Annotated in this window: 14 protein-coding genes, 1 other RNA gene and 1 pseudogene; 15 read left to right on the top strand and 1 reads right to left on the bottom strand. The window is 30.0% G+C overall.

Annotated elements, in window-relative coordinates:
• The first annotated feature begins 44 nt into the window (after positions 1 to 44).
• Positions 45 to 406, top strand: an RNA gene (gene rnpB / locus NZ841_03935) — RNase P RNA component class A.
• Positions 407 to 484: 78 nt separating this feature from the next.
• On the opposite strand, the pseudogene NZ841_03940 reads toward rnpB, so the two are convergent.
• Positions 485 to 1,286 (bottom strand): annotated as a pseudogene (locus tag NZ841_03940) (IS481 family transposase).
• 182 nt (positions 1,287 to 1,468) lie between these two features.
• On the opposite strand from NZ841_03940, the gene mraZ reads away from it, so the two are divergent.
• Genes mraZ through ftsA form a run of 14 tightly spaced genes read left to right on the top strand, consistent with a single transcriptional unit; the run spans position 1,469 to position 16,003 of the window.
• Positions 1,469 to 1,909, top strand: a complete 441-nt coding sequence (gene mraZ, locus NZ841_03945) for a division/cell wall cluster transcriptional repressor MraZ (GenBank protein ID MCS7201908.1) — start codon at positions 1,469 to 1,471, stop codon at positions 1,907 to 1,909.
• Complete coding sequence (gene rsmH / locus NZ841_03950) at positions 1,897 to 2,790, top strand: 16S rRNA (cytosine(1402)-N(4))-methyltransferase RsmH (GenBank protein ID MCS7201909.1); 894 nt, start codon at positions 1,897 to 1,899, stop codon at positions 2,788 to 2,790. Before mraZ ends, rsmH begins: the two co-directional genes overlap by 13 nt.
• Entirely contained in the window at positions 2,774 to 3,097 is a 324-nt protein-coding gene (locus NZ841_03955) for a hypothetical protein (protein ID MCS7201910.1), read from the top strand. The genes rsmH and NZ841_03955 overlap by 17 nt, the downstream gene beginning before the upstream one ends.
• Positions 3,084 to 4,649, top strand: coding sequence for a penicillin-binding protein 2 (locus NZ841_03960; GenBank protein MCS7201911.1), 1,566 nt, complete (start codon positions 3,084 to 3,086; stop codon positions 4,647 to 4,649). The genes NZ841_03955 and NZ841_03960 overlap by 14 nt, the downstream gene beginning before the upstream one ends.
• The gene (locus tag NZ841_03965; protein MCS7201912.1) at positions 4,646 to 6,124 is read left to right on the top strand and encodes a UDP-N-acetylmuramoyl-L-alanyl-D-glutamate--2,6-diaminopimelate ligase; all 1,479 of its coding nucleotides are present in this window, start codon (positions 4,646 to 4,648) and stop codon (positions 6,122 to 6,124) included. Before NZ841_03960 ends, NZ841_03965 begins: the two co-directional genes overlap by 4 nt.
• A complete protein-coding gene (locus NZ841_03970) occupies positions 6,121 to 7,518 on the top strand; it encodes a UDP-N-acetylmuramoyl-tripeptide--D-alanyl-D-alanine ligase (protein MCS7201913.1) in 1,398 nt (465 codons plus the stop codon). The genes NZ841_03965 and NZ841_03970 overlap by 4 nt, the downstream gene beginning before the upstream one ends.
• On the top strand, positions 7,511 to 8,437 hold the full coding sequence (mraY, locus tag NZ841_03975) for a phospho-N-acetylmuramoyl-pentapeptide-transferase (protein ID MCS7201914.1): 927 nt from the start codon (positions 7,511 to 7,513) through the stop codon (positions 8,435 to 8,437). Before NZ841_03970 ends, mraY begins: the two co-directional genes overlap by 8 nt.
• The gene (gene murD, locus NZ841_03980; GenBank protein MCS7201915.1) at positions 8,422 to 9,789 is read left to right on the top strand and encodes a UDP-N-acetylmuramoyl-L-alanine--D-glutamate ligase; all 1,368 of its coding nucleotides are present in this window, start codon (positions 8,422 to 8,424) and stop codon (positions 9,787 to 9,789) included. Before mraY ends, murD begins: the two co-directional genes overlap by 16 nt.
• Positions 9,776 to 10,852: an FtsW/RodA/SpoVE family cell cycle protein gene (locus NZ841_03985; GenBank protein ID MCS7201916.1), complete on the top strand. Its 1,077-nt coding sequence runs from the start codon at positions 9,776 to 9,778 to the stop codon at positions 10,850 to 10,852. Before murD ends, NZ841_03985 begins: the two co-directional genes overlap by 14 nt.
• Positions 10,853 to 10,855: 3 nt before the next feature.
• Positions 10,856 to 11,935, top strand: a complete 1,080-nt coding sequence (locus tag NZ841_03990) for a UDP-N-acetylglucosamine--N-acetylmuramyl-(pentapeptide) pyrophosphoryl-undecaprenol N-acetylglucosamine transferase (protein ID MCS7201917.1) — start codon at positions 10,856 to 10,858, stop codon at positions 11,933 to 11,935.
• A complete protein-coding gene (gene murC / locus NZ841_03995; protein ID MCS7201918.1) occupies positions 11,932 to 13,323 on the top strand; it encodes a UDP-N-acetylmuramate--L-alanine ligase in 1,392 nt (463 codons plus the stop codon). The genes NZ841_03990 and murC overlap by 4 nt, the downstream gene beginning before the upstream one ends.
• Positions 13,307 to 14,191: a UDP-N-acetylmuramate dehydrogenase gene (gene murB, locus NZ841_04000; protein ID MCS7201919.1), complete on the top strand. Its 885-nt coding sequence runs from the start codon at positions 13,307 to 13,309 to the stop codon at positions 14,189 to 14,191. Before murC ends, murB begins: the two co-directional genes overlap by 17 nt.
• A gap of 4 nt (positions 14,192 to 14,195) precedes the next feature.
• Positions 14,196 to 14,783 carry a hypothetical protein gene (locus tag NZ841_04005; GenBank protein ID MCS7201920.1) on the top strand — a complete coding sequence of 196 codons (588 nt, stop codon included), beginning with the start codon at positions 14,196 to 14,198 and terminating at the stop codon, positions 14,781 to 14,783.
• The gene (ftsA, locus tag NZ841_04010; GenBank protein ID MCS7201921.1) at positions 14,783 to 16,003 is read left to right on the top strand and encodes a cell division protein FtsA; all 1,221 of its coding nucleotides are present in this window, start codon (positions 14,783 to 14,785) and stop codon (positions 16,001 to 16,003) included. Before NZ841_04005 ends, ftsA begins: the two co-directional genes overlap by 1 nt.
• The last annotated feature ends 17 nt before the right edge of the window (positions 16,004 to 16,020 follow it).

Consider the following 16,020-nt stretch of genomic DNA (forward strand, 5'->3'; position numbering starts at 1 on the left):
TTGAGATAATTCCGTGGACAGATCTTTATAAGGATAAGAAAGAGGAAGTGGACCAGACAACCGCAGAATCCTATAAGGATTCTGAGGAAAGTCCGAACACCAAAGGGCAGGGTGCTGGGTAACACCCAGTCAGGGTGACCTGAAGGAAAGTGCCACAGAAAAAATACCGCCCAATTGTAAAAATTGGGTAAGGGTGAAAAGGTGAGGTAAGAGCTCACCAGCAGATGGGTGACCATCTGGCTTGGCAAACCCCACCCGGTGCAAGGCCAAATAGGAGGGGTTGAGGTGGCCCGCCGACCCTCGGGTTGGCCGCTAAAGGTGATGAGTAATCATCACCTTAGATAGATGGTTGTCGCTCTGAGGAATACCTCAGAGAACAGAATTCGGCTTATGGTCCACTTCCTCTTTGGTACTTGGTATGGACATAGGTACCACTCTTAAGAAATATAGATAAATTCTTAGTGAAGAAGCCATAATAGGTAAATAGGTCCTCCATAAGTATCACAGGAAATTCAAAGATATGAGGATGAATTAAGAAATTTCCCATCCATGCTAATCCCAAAGCTTGGTCTTGCTAAATTCCATGTATCTTGCCATCTTTGAGCTTTCTCTAAGAATTCTTCCTTACTTCTGCATCTTTCTGCATGTATCCCTAAGAAATATTCATCATCCTGCCTGTGAGAATTATCTACTATCCTCATAAGATGTTTTGCCCCCTTCGGTATTGGTTTTAACTCTACATCTCTCTTAGCTTTTTCTCACTTCCTAAGCAAAATTCCTCCCCATTATCCCTCCTTATCTCTATTTTATGTCTGATATTATGAGCTCTCAACCATAAACAAAAAAAGACAATAAAAGAAAATCCAAAAGTAGAATTGAGTTCATATGTTCATATACAAAAAGAGGAAGAGAATTTTTATCTAATAGATGTTTAGTATCAAGTTGAAATTTCTGGTAGGGAAGAAGAAGTTATTTCTTTTCAGAATAGCTTTGATAGTATTTTCAGAGAAAGAGAGGGAATATTTTCTTTGAAGGAAAGACTTAAGTCTTCTATAGGAGAATCCAGTTCTTTTAGCCTCAGAGACTATTAAATTTTCAAAGTAAGGAGGAGTTTTGTTAGGAGAGGAAAGAGGTTTCTTGGATAGATCAGATAAAGAACCATCTCTTGCTCTTCTTACTGTTTTTCTTGATATGCCAAGGATTTTAGCAGTTTTAGAGACATTTCCATTATTTTTTTCTAAGACTTTTCTTACAGTTTCTCTTGCAAATTTAAGTTGTTCCTCCATCCTTGAAGATAATTAAGAGATCTGAAAAAGGGAAGGTTCAATTTCTTAATTATATCAAGGATTGAGAGGGCAGCCTCGATCCTTACCTATCTACTGTCTACTTCCTCTTTTATTTTTCATTTTTTAAATCCTATGATATAATTTTTAGTGGTAAAAAGTGGAAATGGGTGGAAGGTATTATTATGTTCATAGGGGAATATTTACATTCCTTGGATGAAAAAGGAAGGCTCACTATTCCTAATATTTTTAGACAAGAACTAGGAGAAAAATTTTATATTACCCGAGGATTTGACAAATGTCTCCAATTATATACTGTTGAAGAATGGAAAAATTTTTCTGCTCTTTTATTAGAGTTTTCTCCTACCGATGAAGCCTCTCTTAACGTAAAAAGGTTTTGGTTTTCTGGATCTGTAGAAAGTACCTGGGATAAATTGGGAAGGGTTCTTATTCCTTCATATCTTCGAGAATATGCTGAATTAGATAGGGATGTTGTTATCATAGGTGTTGGAAGGTATATAGAGATTTGGAGCAAGGAAAATTGGGAGAGATTTAAGAAACAGATAGATCTTTTAGAGAAAATAAAAGAAGTTAATGAGAAAGCAGAGAAACTATGGAAAAAGTAGTACTTCATGTTCCTGTAATGTTGGAAGAGGTTTTAACTTATCTTAATATAATCCCCGAAGGCATATATGTTGATGCAACATTAGGAACAGGGGGACATTCAAAAGAGATTCTTAAAAGATTAAAAGGAAAAGGCTTATTAATTGGATTTGATAAAGATATAGAAAGTATAAACATTGCTGAAAAGAATTTGAAAGAAATAAGTTCTAATTTTATTTTAGTAAACAAATCTTTTCATGAAATTCCAGAAGTTTTAAAAGATTTAAACATAGAAAAAGTAAATGGAATATTGTATGATCTTGGCCTTTCTTCTTTTCAACTTGAAGGAAGTAAAAGAGGCTTTTCTTTTAAAAATCTAGATGAACCATTAGATATGAGATTTTCTTTGAATGAGAGTCTTAGAGCATCTGATATTTTAAATTCTTATTGTGAAAAGGCTTTAGAAAAAATATTTTGGGAATATGGAGAAGAACCTTTTTCTAGAAAAATTGCTAATTTAATAATAAGCGAAAGAAAAAAGAAATCTTTTGAAAAGGTGAGAGATCTTGTTTCTCTTATTGAGAAAAATATTCCAAGAAGGGGAAAAATCCATCCTGCAACTCGTATTTTTCAAGCATTAAGAATAGAGGTAAATAATGAACTCAAAATACTAGAAAATTCTTTAGAAAATATTCTTCCATTTTTAAAAGAAGGAGCGAGAATAATTGTTCTATCTTATCACTCTTTAGAGGATAGAATTGTTAAAAATTTTCTGAGAAATAACGAAAGTTTAGGAAAAATTAAGATAATATCAAAAAAGATACTTAAACCTTCTGAGGAAGAAGTAAAAAGAAATCCAAGAGCAAGAAGTGCAAAGATGAGGGTAGGTGAGAAGATTGGATAGTGTAAAATTGCTTGTAATAGCTATAATATTAATTTTTATTGCTATTTTTATAAATAACGAAGTGACAAGATTAAGACTTGAGAATAAAGAAATCCTAAAAAAGATTAGCATTTTAGAAAAAGAAAAGATATATTACGAAGATCTTCTAGTAAAAAAAGTAAGCCTTACTGAGTTAGAGAATAAAGCAAGAAATATTGGTCTTCTATATCCTGATAATATTTTAGAAATAAAAATAGAAAATGGAAGGATAAAAGAGGTTAAAAAAGAAAAATATTTAATTATTTCATCTCATCATGATAAATTATAAGAGATTAAAAATTTTTGTAATATCTTGGCTTTCTGCACTGGTCTTTGTAGAGATTTTTCTATTTAAAATACAATTTCGACCCATGCTATTGGGATATGAAAAAAATACTTCTATAAAGAGAGGAATTATTTATGATAGGAAAGGGGAAGAATTAGTTTTTAATGTATATAGAAAATCTTTAGCTATAAACCCTTTAAATATTTCAAAAAAAGAAAGAGACAAAATAATAGAAGGATTAAGTAGGGACTTATCTCTCTCGAAGGATACACTTAGAAATAAATTAGCTCAAAATACTAATTTTATATGGATCAAAAGAATATTAAGTCCTTATGAAGTGAATAAAATTAAAAAATATTTATCTAATGATAAAATTTTTTTAGTAGAAGAACCCTATAGGGCTTATCCTTTATCTTTGGCTACTTCTCCTCTTTTGGGAATTGTAGGTGTTGACAATCAGGGTCTTTATGGATTAGAAGCAATTTTAGATCCTTGGTTAAGGGAGGGAAAGAATGTTTATCTTACTCTTGATAAAGAATTGCAAGTTATATGTGCAAATTACCTAAAGAAAGGCATAGAAAATTATAAAGCAAAAGGAGGTATGATAGGAATAATAGATTCAAATACTGGCGAAATTCTTGCTTTAGCAATTATGCCAAGTTTTAATATAGAAGAAGAGAGTTTATGGGATATTATTGAAAATTTTCAAAATTTTTATCCCTTAAATTCTATATATGAACCTGGATCTGTTTTTAAGATAATTACTGCGGTTATCGCTTTAGAAGAGAATTTAGTAGATCCCTTGGAAAAGGTAGAGTGTAAAGGAGAAGAAGAAATAGATGGACATATAATCCGTTGTGTTAAAAATCATGGAAAAGTAAATTTAGAAAGAGCTATTGTGGAGTCTTGTAATATTTATTTTTATAAACTTTCAAAGGGAATAAGCCCCAGTATATGGAGTAAATATATAAGACTTTTTAATTTAGATTTACCTATTCCTGGAGATGTGATTTTAAATCCACGAGATTTCTTAATCTCAAATTTCAAAGAAAGTAGTTTTACTAGAGGGACTATAGGCTTCGGCCAGGGAATAGCTCTTTCTCCAATTAAGCTTTTATGGTCCTTAAGTGCTTTAGCCAACTATGGTTGGTTAAACGAACTTCATTTGATAAAAAGGATTGAAGACTTAGAAGGAAAAATTGTTTTTAAAAATTCTCCAGTAAGATTATCCAAAATAATTTCAGAAAAGACTTGTGAAAATTTATTAAATTATTTACAGAAAGTAGTAAAAGAAGGAACTGCTAATAATCTTAATTTAGATGGGTATAAAATTGCAGGGAAAACTGGAACTGCTCAGGTTTCTAAAGAGAATGGATATGAAAATGAAATATTAAATCATTTCTTTTTGGGGTATTTATTTTTACCCGAAAATACCTATACTATTATAGTTATGTTGCAAGAACCAAAAATAGGAAAATATGCAAGAGAAACTGCAGTTCCTATTTTTGGGGAAATTATAAAAAGATTAGTGATATATGGGAGGACTATAAATTGAAATATTTTAAAGAAGGACTTGAGTACATAAATGAAGAGATTTTACATATTGAAGGTAAAATTCCAGAGAAGGTTTTAGGAATTTCTCTTGATTCTCGAGAAATAAGAGAAGGTGAAATATTTTTTGCACTACCTGGGCAGAAAGAGGATGGAAAAAAGTATATTCCTTCTGCTATTGAAAAAGGAAGTAAAGTGATCTTTTATCAAGGAGATTATCATGGACCTTTTTATGAAGATATTCTTTACATAAAAGTTAGAGATATACATAAAGTCTTAGGAATATTTTCAAGTTGGTTTAATGATTTTCCATCTAAAAAACTTACTATAATTGGAGTTACTGGAACAAAAGGCAAAACTACAACTACTCATCTTCTATATCATATGTGGAGAACAAAGGGAGAAAAAGCTGGATTAATTGGTACTATTTACAACAAAATAAACGATGAAGAAATTCCAACATCTTTTACTACTCCTAGACCTCCAGAGCTTCAAAGTCTTCTTAAAAAAATGGTTGATAATGGTGTAAAGTATGTTGCTATGGAAGTTTCTTCTCATGCTTTAGCATTAGGAAGAATTGAAGGGTTGCTTTTAGAAGGTGCTGTCTTTATAAACTTATCTCAAGATCACTTAGATTTTCATAAATCTATGGAAAACTATTTTGAAGCAAAGAAGAAAATATTTAATTATTTAAAATCTGATGGCTTTTGTGTTTTGAATAAAGATGATTATTGGGTAAGTAAAGTAAATATCTGTGATAAAAAGATATTTTGGTTTTCCTTTGATAAAGTTGCTGATATTTATCCTATTTCTTGGGAAAATAAAAAAGAAGGACTGAAGGCCTTATTAAACACTCCTAAGGGAATTTTAGACTTAAGTCTAAAACTTAGAGGGAAATTTAACTTAGTAAATATAATGAGTGCTGTAGCTGTAGCTATAGCTTTAGATGAGGATCTGGATTTAATCAAAAAAGCGTTTGAATCTTTCTCTCATGTTCCTGGAAGGTTAGAGTTTATCGAAGAAGGACAGGATTTTTCTGTAATAATTGACTATGCTCATACTCCTGATAGTTTATTAAATCTTTTGAAAACTGTTTCTGAGTTTACTGAAGGAAAAAAAATTTTAGTTTTTGGATGTGGTGGTGATAGGGATCCTTATAAGAGACCAAAAATGGGAGAAATTGCTGCTTTATATTCTGATTTTGTAATAATAACTTCTGATAATCCAAGAACTGAAGATCCCATGAAAATAATAAAGGATATAGAAGAAGGAATAAAGACATTAAATTTTAAAAATTATATGATTATAGAAAACAGAGATGAGGCTATAAAAACTGCTATCTATCTAGCAGAACCTAAAGATTGTGTCATTATAGCAGGAAAAGGACATGAAAATTATCAAATAATTGGCTCAAATAAAATTCCTTTTAATGATAAAGAGATAGCAAAAATTTATATAAGGGAGAAAGTTGCTAAATGAGGTTAAAATTAAGTGAAATCTTGGAAGCTGTTAATGGAGAATTGGTGAGAGGTAATTTAGAGACCGAAATATGTTCAATTTCTACCGATTCAAGAAGAATAAAAAAAGGGGATCTTTTTATTCCTTTAAAAGGTGAAAAATATGATGGACATGATTTTATACATTCTGCCATAAAAAATGGTGCAGAAGGAATAATCTTTAGTAAAGAAATAGATGCAAGTATATTAAGAGAAAGTAATTTTGCAATTAAAGTTAAAGATACTCTTACAGCTCTACAAGAACTTGCCCATTATTATAGAGAAAAAAAGGAATTTAAAGTTATTGGTATAACAGGAAGTTCAGGTAAAACCTCAACAAAATATTTTACTGTAGAACTTTTTAAAGGATTAATCTCTCTACATTTTAGCAAAGATAATTTTAATAATGAAATAGGAGTTCCATTAAGTATCTTAGAGGCTGATGATAACTCTGAGTTATTGATATTAGAACTTGCAATGAGAGGATTGGGAGAGATAAGACTATTAAGTAAAATAGCAAGACCTAATTATGCATTAATTACAAACATAGGTACAGCACATATAGGAAGATTAGGATCACAAGAAAATATAGCACGAGCAAAGGCAGAAATTTTTGAATATCTTAAACCTAAGGGATGGGCAATCCTAAATGGTGATAATTTTTGGTGTAATAGAATATATAACTCTCTTTCTTCTGAAGTTCAAAAAATTCGTTTTGGCTTTCAAGAGAAAAATGATGTCAGGGGAAAAGTAAATTATAGAGAAAATAAGTCTGAAATTGAGGTCCTATTTCCTGATGGAAAAAAGATAAAATTTAATTGTCCTTATTATCCTTTAGAAATATATCAAAATTTATTAGCAAGTCTCTCTCTACTTTTTCTCATTTTTCCTAAATTTCCTGAAGAGTTTATAGAAGAAAGAATAAATAATTTATCCTTTCCTCGTCAAAGATTAAATTTAAAAAAGGGAAAAAAGGGAATAATAATTATTGATGATACCTACAATGCAAATCCAGAATCTGTGAAAGTGGCAATTGATTTTTTAAAAAACTTAGGCAAAGGAAATCGAAAAATAGCTATTCTAGGAGACATGTTAGAATTAGGAGAGTATAGCTTTAAATTTCATCAAGAAGTATTGGAATTTGGGATTAAGAGTGGATTGGATATGATCTTTATTTTTGGAGAGGAGATGGGAAGAGTATTTCCATTTTTAAAATCTCTATATCCTGATTATCCATTATTTTATTCGCAGAATTTTGATTCTCTACTGGACATAGTTTTAGAAAAAATTAAGGAAAAAGATCTTATTCTTATTAAAGGATCTCGTGGAATGCAAATGGAAAGATTTGTGAAAGAATTGGAGGTTGAAGATGGATAGTATAATCTTGTTGAGTATTTTAGTTTTTGTATTTTCATTAGGGTTTTTGAAATATTTCATAGGATTTCTTAAAAGAAAAGGAATTGGAAAACATATTAGAAAAGAAGGACCAAAAGAGCATTTTAAAAAAGAGGGAATACCAGTAATGGGAGGAATAATTTTTCTAATTGTTTTATTTCCCTTTCTTTTCTTTAAAGAGACTTTTTTCTTTGCCTTTAGTACAATTTTAATGGGAATTTTGGGACTTATTGATGATATTTTACTTTTAATGAAAAAAGATTATGGAATTAAGCCTATTAAAAAGGTTTTTTTAACCTTTATATTTGCATTTATAGTCTATCTTCTTTGGACTCCAAAGGATTTTAGAATATTTCTAGGAGATTCTTATTTTTATCTTGGTTTTTTATATATTCCTTTGTTTTTAATTCTTTATGTCTTTATGACAAATGCTGTTAATCTTACTGATGGTTTAGATGGACTAGCAGGAACAACCTGTTTTATCTCCATAGTTTTATTGCTTTTACCTCAATTTTTCAAAAATAACTTTATTCTTTCTCTTTCCATATCATGTCTTTTAGCCTCAATCCTAGGATTTTTATGGTATAACATTTACCCAGCAGAAATAATAATGGGAGATGTGGGAGCTTTTTCTCTCGGAGGAGCAATTTCTTCTCTTTTAGTTTTAAATAAAATGGAGAGTTTTTTCTTAATATTGAGTGGAATCTTCCTATTAGAGGCTTTTTCAGTATTTATTCAAGTGGCTTATTATAAATGGAAAAGGAAGCGAATTTTCAAAATGAGTCCTATACATCATCATTTTGAATTATTAGGATGGAAAGAAACAAAAATTGTAGGAAGATTTTGTATTATTCATCTTTTAATGATACTTGGAGGATTGATTTTATGGAATTATCTTTAAAAAATAAGAAAGTCTTGGTTTTAGGTTTGGGAGAAAGTGGATATCATTCTGCCTTATTTCTTAGAAGAAAAGGAGCAAAAGTTATAGTAAACGACATTAAAGAAGAGAAATTTTTTTCAGATATCCTACCTGAGCTAAAAAGTAAAGGTATAGAATATATTTTGGGAAAACATCCTAAAGAAATTTTAGATTCCATAGATCTCATAATAGTAAGTCCTGGTATTCCTAAAGATAATGTTTTATATAAACATGCAATGAAGAGGGATATAGAAATTATAGGAGAATTGGAATTAGCATATAGATACTGTAGAGTGCCTATAATTGGAATCACAGGAACAAAGGGTAAATCAACTACAACAACTCTTGCAGGCGAAATATTAAGAAGGAGTGGACTGAAAGTTATTGTTGCAGGAAATATTGGTACGCCATTTGTTCAAAAAGTTGAGGAGTTAGAAGAGGGATATTTTGTTTTAGAAATAAGTAGTTTTCAATTAGAAGATATAAAAGATTTTCACGCATATATTTCAGCATTTATTAATTTTTATCCTGATCATATGGATAGATATAAGTCTTTGGAAGAATATAAAAAGGCAAAACTAAATATTTTTAAGAATCAAAACAGCTCAGATTGGGCTATTGGATCTTATGATCAAGAGGAAGTAAGAAAGGCTTTGGAAGTTCAAAAGGCACAAAAATTATTTTTCTCCTTATCAAAGTTCTCTGAAGACGGAATTTTTCTTGAAGGGGACAAGTTGATATATAAAATTAAAGAAAAAGAAGGTTTTTTTAAACTTCCTATTAAAGGAATCTGGAATAGAAATCTCTTGTTAAATTTCATGACTGCTTCGTTAATTGGGTTAATTTTAAATATTGATCCTGAGATTATAAGAGTTGTTGGAGAAGATTTTAAGGGTATTCCTCATGCATTAGAGAGAGTTGAAGAAATAAAGGGAAGAGTATTTATTAACGATTCTAAGGCAACAAATCCTATTTCTACTATATCTGCTATAAAGAGTTTTGATAGACCTATTCTTTTGATATTAGGAGGTAGAAATAAGAATTTTGAATTTTATGATCTTTTTGAAGAAATTAGTAAAAGCACAGTAAAAAAGATATATCTTATAGGAGAAACAAGATTTATTATGGAAGAATTAGCCCAAAAATATAAAATTCCTTACTCTCTAGAAAATGATCTTGAGTCTGCAGTAAGACATTCTTACCTAGATTCATCCTATGGAGATATTATTTTGTTATCTCCAGCTTGTGCTAGCTTTGATATGTTCTTGAATTATAAGGAGAGGGGACTAACTTTTTTAAATATAGTTAGAAAAATAAAAGATGAAGAGGGGTAGAAATATTTTTATAATTTCTTTAATTCTTTCCGTTTTTGGGCTAATTGCAATTTTTACTGCGAGTTGGCAATGGGCATACTTATATCTTAATAATCCCTATTATTTTTTAGAACATCAATTTATTTATTTATTCTTAGGAATTGCTTTATCTTTTCTGATTAGTCTCTTTTCATTAGATTTTTTAAGAAAAACTTCTCTTTTTCTTTTAATTTTTTGTATAATTTTAACATACTTAGTATTTGTTAAAGACATTGGAAAAAACATAAGAGGCGTTAATCGTTGGATTGATTTAGGTATAATACAATTTCAACCTGCTCCATTCTTAGCATTTTCTTGGATCCTTTTTTTGGCCTCTTTTCTTTCCAAAAGAAGAAGAGATTTAAGTAATTTACACATTGTTTGGGTTTTGATATTTCTGAGTATCTTTGGAATTGCTTTTTATTATCAACCTAATATGAGTATGCTAATTCTTTTTTCTTTAGCAACATTTACTATACTTTTCTTCTCTAATTTTGATCTAAAGAAGTTAATTCCCATTTTTTTGTTGGCATTTTTAGTGATATTCTTTTTAACAAAAACAGCGAATTATAGAGAAGAAAGAATTAAAAGTTTCTCTATGGAAGGGAAAATTTTTCCTTTATTTTCTACTTATCAACAACTCCAAGCTATTAGAATAATTCGAGATGGAGGAATTATAGGAAAAGGCTGGGGAAGAAATTTTTACAAATTTTTTCTTCCTGAGTCTTACAATGATTTCATTTTTCCTGTCATTTTGGGAGAGGGAGGATGGATTGCGGGATTTATTTTAATAGCTCTTTATTCTTTGCTCATATATAATGTTTTTCTTTTTGCAATGGAAGAAAAGAATATCTTTAATTATTTGTTATTAACAGGAATTATGAGTTTTTGGTGTTGGCAAATTCTTTTAAATATTTTTATGAGTTTAGGCTTTTTACCTGTAATGGGATTACCCTTGCCTTTTGTAAGTTTTGGAGGATCTTCTTTAATTTCTAATTGGATGAAGGTAGGATTAATATTGAAAATAAGTTCTCAGAGAGGATGAATTATGAAAAGTATTGTTTTTGTTTCTGGAGGAACAGGAGGGCACATATATCCAGCTCTTTATCTTGCGGAGTTTATAAAAGATAAAGATCCATCAATACTTATCAGTTTTATAGGAAGAAGAAATGGTATAGAATCTAAGATTTTCTCTGAGAAATTTCCCTTTTATGGTCTTTCTCTTCCAAAAGCTTCTCAGCTAAAACCCTGGAACTATGTAAAGGCATATCTCGAGGGGAGAAAAATATTAAAAAAATTAAAGCCTGATTTATTGATTATTTTTGGAAGTTATATTTCTGTACCTATTTTATTAGAGGCAATTCGAAGGAAATATCCATTCTTTCTTCATGAACAAAATGTTTTTCCTGGAAAAGCGATAAGACTTTTTAATTTCTTTTCTGAAGGAGTTGCTATAAGTTTTTTAAAAACTAAAGAATATCTTCCAAAGAGGAAAATTTTTTATACTGGAAATTTTGTTAGAAAGGAATTGTTGACAATGGAAAAAGCAAGTTGTAAAAAGGAATTAGGATTTGATTTAGATAAAAAACTTCTTCTTGTCACGGGAGGAAGTCAAGGGGCAAAAAGAATAAATGAGTTAGTTAAAAATATTGTTCCCTATCTTATTGATATGAACTGGCAAATTTTACATCAGATTGGAGAAGAAAAATATAAGGAATTTATGAAAGACATAAATGAAGAATGGCTAAAAAAAGGATATCGCCCTGTTCCCTTTATTAAAGAAATTGAAAAAGCAATTTGTGCATCAGATCTTGCTATAAGTAGAGCAGGTGCTACAACTATTTATCAGTTTTTAGTAGGAAAACTTCCTGCTATTTATATTCCTTATCCTTATGCAAAGGATAATCATCAAGAGTATAATGCTAAGTTTGTTGTAGAATGTGGATTAGGAGAAGTTGTTAAAGAGAAGGATTTATCAGAAGAGGTTTTATTAAAAAATATACTTGAATGGAATGAAGAAAAATTCAGACTCTATGCTCAAAAATTTGATTCTTTAGCTCTTCCCGATGCTAGAGAGAGATTTTGGGAAATTATTAAAAGTTATTTGGAAAGGAGGAACTTGGAGTGATCTCTTCGGAAAGGGTTCATTTCATTGGTATTGCTGGGACAGGGATGAGTGCTTTAGCTTATATTTTATCTGAAAGGGGGTATAAGGTCTCAGGTTCTGATTTACAGGAAAATTTATCTACAATAAGACTTAGGTCAAAGGGGGTAAAAATTTATTTTGGTCATAGAGCAGAACAAATTGAAGATGCTCAATTAATTGTAGTTTCTTCCGCAATTCCTGAGGATAATGAAGAGCTTGTAGCAGCACGAAATAAAAATATCCCTATTCTACAACGAGGAGAATTATTGGCCTTATTAACAAAGGAAAAGAAGTCTATTATAATTTCTGGTGCTCATGGAAAAACAACAACAACCTCTATGATTGCTATGGTTTTAGAAAAAAATAACTTAGATCCTACAGTTTTGGTGGGGGGAGAAGTAGAGGATATTGGTGGTAATGCAAAATTAGGAAAAGGAGAATATTTAGTTGCAGAAGCTGACGAGAGTGATGGTTCTATGTTAAAGCTTTTTCCTTATCTTCTCATAGTGACTAACATTGACAATGATCACTTAGACTACTATGGAAACGTAGAAAAAATTAAAGAAGCTTTTCTTTCTATGATAAATAAAGTCCCAGAAGATGGATATGTGATTTTAGGCAAAGAAAGTTCTTACCTAAGAGAGCTTTTGCCAAAAATAAAACGTAGCTATTTTACTTATGGTCTTGAAAGAGATAACGATTTTTATCCTGAAAATATATATTTGAGTTTTAACGGCTCAGAATTTGATGTAAATTTTAAGAAGATGAAGTTAGGGAGAGTAAAATTAAATGTTCCTGGTATTCATAATATTTACAATGCTCTTTCTGCTATAGCTGTTTCAGAGATTTTAGGACTTGATACTTCTGAGAGTATAAAAGCTTTAGAGAGATTTAAGGGTGTTCAAAGAAGATTGCAATTAAAGGGTAGAATCCAAGATATTCTTATTTTTGATGATTATGGACACCATCCTACTGAGATTAGAGCGACTTTGAATGCATTAAAACTTTATAATAGAAGGTTAGTTGTAGCTTTTCAACCTCATAGATATACTCGGACTTATTATTTATTAGAAGAACTAGCGGACTCTTTGAGAAATGCTGATGTGGTAATAATTACAGAGATTTATCCTGCTGGGGAAAAACCTATTTTTAAAGTTTCAGGAAAGAATGTTTATGATATCTTAAGAGAAAAAGAACCGCAAAAAGAAATATATTTTTGTGAAAATTTAACTGATGTTGCTAAAAAAGCTCATGAGGTTTTAAAGGATAAAGATATTTTTCTTACCCTTGGCGCAGGAAATATCTGGAAGGTGGGAGAAGCCTTGTTAACTTATAATATGAAGGAAGATAAGAATGATTTTTCCCATTGATTTAAAATTTAACGGTAAAATTTTAACTAATGCTTTCTTAGCACCATATACTTCTTTTAAAATAGGTGGAAAAGTAGATTATTTAGTTTTTCCTTATACATGGAATGATGTTTTCTTAATCTTAGAATGGGCAAAAAAAGAGGGTATTCCTTTTAAAATAATGGGACAGGGAAGTAATATTTTAGTTCCTGATGAAAAGATGTCTGGAATAGTTATTAAGATAAATCGTAATTTAGGCAAAATTAAAAGAATTTCTGAAGAATATTTAGAAGTAGAAGCAGGATGTCTTTTATCAGATCTTTTATCTTTTTTAATGAAAAATAACTTAGGAGGACTTGAATTCTTAGTAGGAATACCAGGAAATATTGGAGGCTCGGTTTTTGGAAATTCAGGTGCTTTTGGAAATTCTATAGGAGAATTTGTCAAGGAAGTAGTAGTTATAGATGAAAATCTAAATTTAAAAATTTTAAAAAATTCTGATCTTTTCTTCAGTTATCGAAAATCAAATATTAAAGAAGAATATATTATAAAATCTGTATTACTAAAAGTTAATAAACAGAGTAAGGAGAAGACCTATAACTTGTTATTAAAGTATCTAAGAGAAAGACAAAAAAGAATACCTAAATTTCCATCTGCTGGAAGTATTTTTAAAAATCCACCAAATGTTAGTGCTGGATATCTGTTGGAAAAGGTTGGAATGAAAGGAAAAAGAGTAGGTAATGTTATGGTTTCTCATGAGCATGCAAATATTATAATAAATTTAGGAGGAGGAAAAGCCAAAGAAGTTAAGGAATTAATAAATATCATGAAAGATAAAGTGAAAGATCATTTTAATGTAGATTTAGACTTAGAAATAAAAATATGGTGAGAAGATGAGAATTTTTATAATTCTATTGCTTTTATTTGTAATTTCTATGGGATTTATCTTTAGGATTAAAGTTGATCCATTTGATGAAAAATTGTTTTCTCTTTTAAAAGAGAAATATTATAAAAAATTTTATATTCTTTGTAATTTTAGAAGTCTTCGTGAAGATTTAGAAAAAGACAAAATTTTAATTAGAAAATTAAGTTTTTCTCCTTGGACCCTTTATCTTTCCTGGGAGCGGGAACATACTTTAATATATATTAAAACTGAGAAGGAAGAAAAATTTATAAACCAGAAAGGAGAATTGATGTCAGATTATAAACCTGTTAAGAATACTATTAGAGTTAATAATGTTGCTAGAAAATCTTTAAAAGAAATAGTTAAACTGATAGATTCTTTATCAAAGGCTATAGATATAAAAGAAATTATTTTAAAATCGAAATATTTCGAGGTAAAAACCTCTTCTGGGTCTATGCTCATGGGTTACGAGAATATCGAAGAAAAATTTAAAACTTTAAAATACATTTTACTTGTTTTAGATAAAAAATACTTCATAGACCTCAGATTTAAAATACCTGTTATAAAGGGCCTATAATGTCACAAATTTTTGTAGGGATAGATTTAGGATCTACAAAAATTGCAGCTCTCGCAGGAAGAATTGAGGGAGAGAATATAGAAATATTGGGTTTTTCTTTAGTTCCATCCCAAGGAATAAAATATGGGAATATAGTTGACGTTATAGGAGCTAGTAATTGTATTGCTGAATCCATGAAAAGAATAGAAAAAATGATTGGTACAAGGTTAGAACAAAAAGTTATTGTGGGAATTGGAAATGACCAGATGATGGTTACTCCAAGCAAAGGTATGGTAATTATGAAAAGCAGAGATCAGGAAATAAGTCCTGAAGATGTAGAAAGAGCAATAGAAGCTGCAAAAATGGCACCTTTACCTCCAAATAGAGAAATAATTTATACTATAAAAAGAGAATTTCACGTAGATGGACAAAATAGCATTGAAAATCCTGTAGGTTTAATTGGAACACGATTGGAAGCAGATGTTCTATTAGTATCTTATGATAATATTCAATTAAAAAATATTAAAAATGCCTTTGAAAGAGCTAATTTAGAAATAGAAGGCTTCATACCAAAAGAGATTGCAGCTTCTGAGGCGGTTTTAAGCTCTCAGGAAAAAAAATTAGGAGTTGCCTTGGTTGATATAGGAGGAGATTTGACAAATTTAGCAATATATCAAGATGGCTCTGTTCTTGCCACTGGAGTTTTAAGATTAGGAGGAGAAAGAATCACAAGGGATTTAGCTGTCGGATTAAGAATAAAAATCGAAGAGGCAGAAAAAGTGAAAAAAATATTAGGAACATTAAAAGGAGAAAAAGAGGAGTCTTTAGAGGTTATCTCTCTTCAAGAGAAAAAAATAAAAGTATCTTCTTTTCAAGTGAGAGAAATTCTTCAACCAAGGGTTGAAGAAATATTAGAATTTATTGAAAAGAAACTAAGAGATCTTAACTATCCCTTAGAACTTATTCCCGGAGGCTTAGTTATTACAGGAGGAACTTCTCTTTTGGATGGTTTTGTAGAATTTGCTTCGGAATATTTAAAAATACCCGTAAGAAGAGGCTATCCATTGGAACTTTCAAAATATATTCCAGAAAAAGATGCATATTTTTATTCTGTTGCCATGGGACTTTTGTTAAGGGTAAGAGAAGATAAACTTAATCTGAGAGAAAAATATCCTGTTATTAAATCTATAAAAAATAAGATAAAAAAAATTTTTAAACCTTTTAGAGAAATGTATTTTTAACTTAGAAAGGGGTGACT

The organism is Dictyoglomus sp. (assembly GCA_025060475.1).
Taxonomy (GTDB): domain Bacteria; phylum Dictyoglomota; class Dictyoglomia; order Dictyoglomales; family Dictyoglomaceae; genus NZ13-RE01.

Bases quoted from the DNA above. Each gene is read 5' to 3' on its own strand.
- NZ841_04005 (MCS7201920.1), top strand. From the start codon at position 14,196: ATGAGAATTTTTATAATTCTATTGCTTTTATTTGTAATTTCTATGGGA.
- NZ841_03960 (MCS7201911.1), top strand. From the start codon at position 3,084: ATGATAAATTATAAGAGATTAAAAATTTTTGTAATATCTTGGCTTTCT.
- rsmH (MCS7201909.1), top strand. From the start codon at position 1,897: ATGGAAAAAGTAGTACTTCATGTTCCTGTAATGTTGGAAGAGGTTTTA.
- murD (MCS7201915.1), top strand. From the start codon at position 8,422: ATGGAATTATCTTTAAAAAATAAGAAAGTCTTGGTTTTAGGTTTGGGA.
- NZ841_03990 (MCS7201917.1), top strand. From the start codon at position 10,856: ATGAAAAGTATTGTTTTTGTTTCTGGAGGAACAGGAGGGCACATATAT.
- NZ841_03970 (MCS7201913.1), top strand. From the start codon at position 6,121: ATGAGGTTAAAATTAAGTGAAATCTTGGAAGCTGTTAATGGAGAATTG.
- ftsA (MCS7201921.1), top strand. From the start codon at position 14,783: ATGTCACAAATTTTTGTAGGGATAGATTTAGGATCTACAAAAATTGCA.
- NZ841_03985 (MCS7201916.1), top strand. From the start codon at position 9,776: ATGAAGAGGGGTAGAAATATTTTTATAATTTCTTTAATTCTTTCCGTT.
- murB (MCS7201919.1), top strand. From the start codon at position 13,307: ATGATTTTTCCCATTGATTTAAAATTTAACGGTAAAATTTTAACTAAT.
- mraZ (MCS7201908.1), top strand. From the start codon at position 1,469: ATGTTCATAGGGGAATATTTACATTCCTTGGATGAAAAAGGAAGGCTC.
- mraY (MCS7201914.1), top strand. From the start codon at position 7,511: ATGGATAGTATAATCTTGTTGAGTATTTTAGTTTTTGTATTTTCATTA.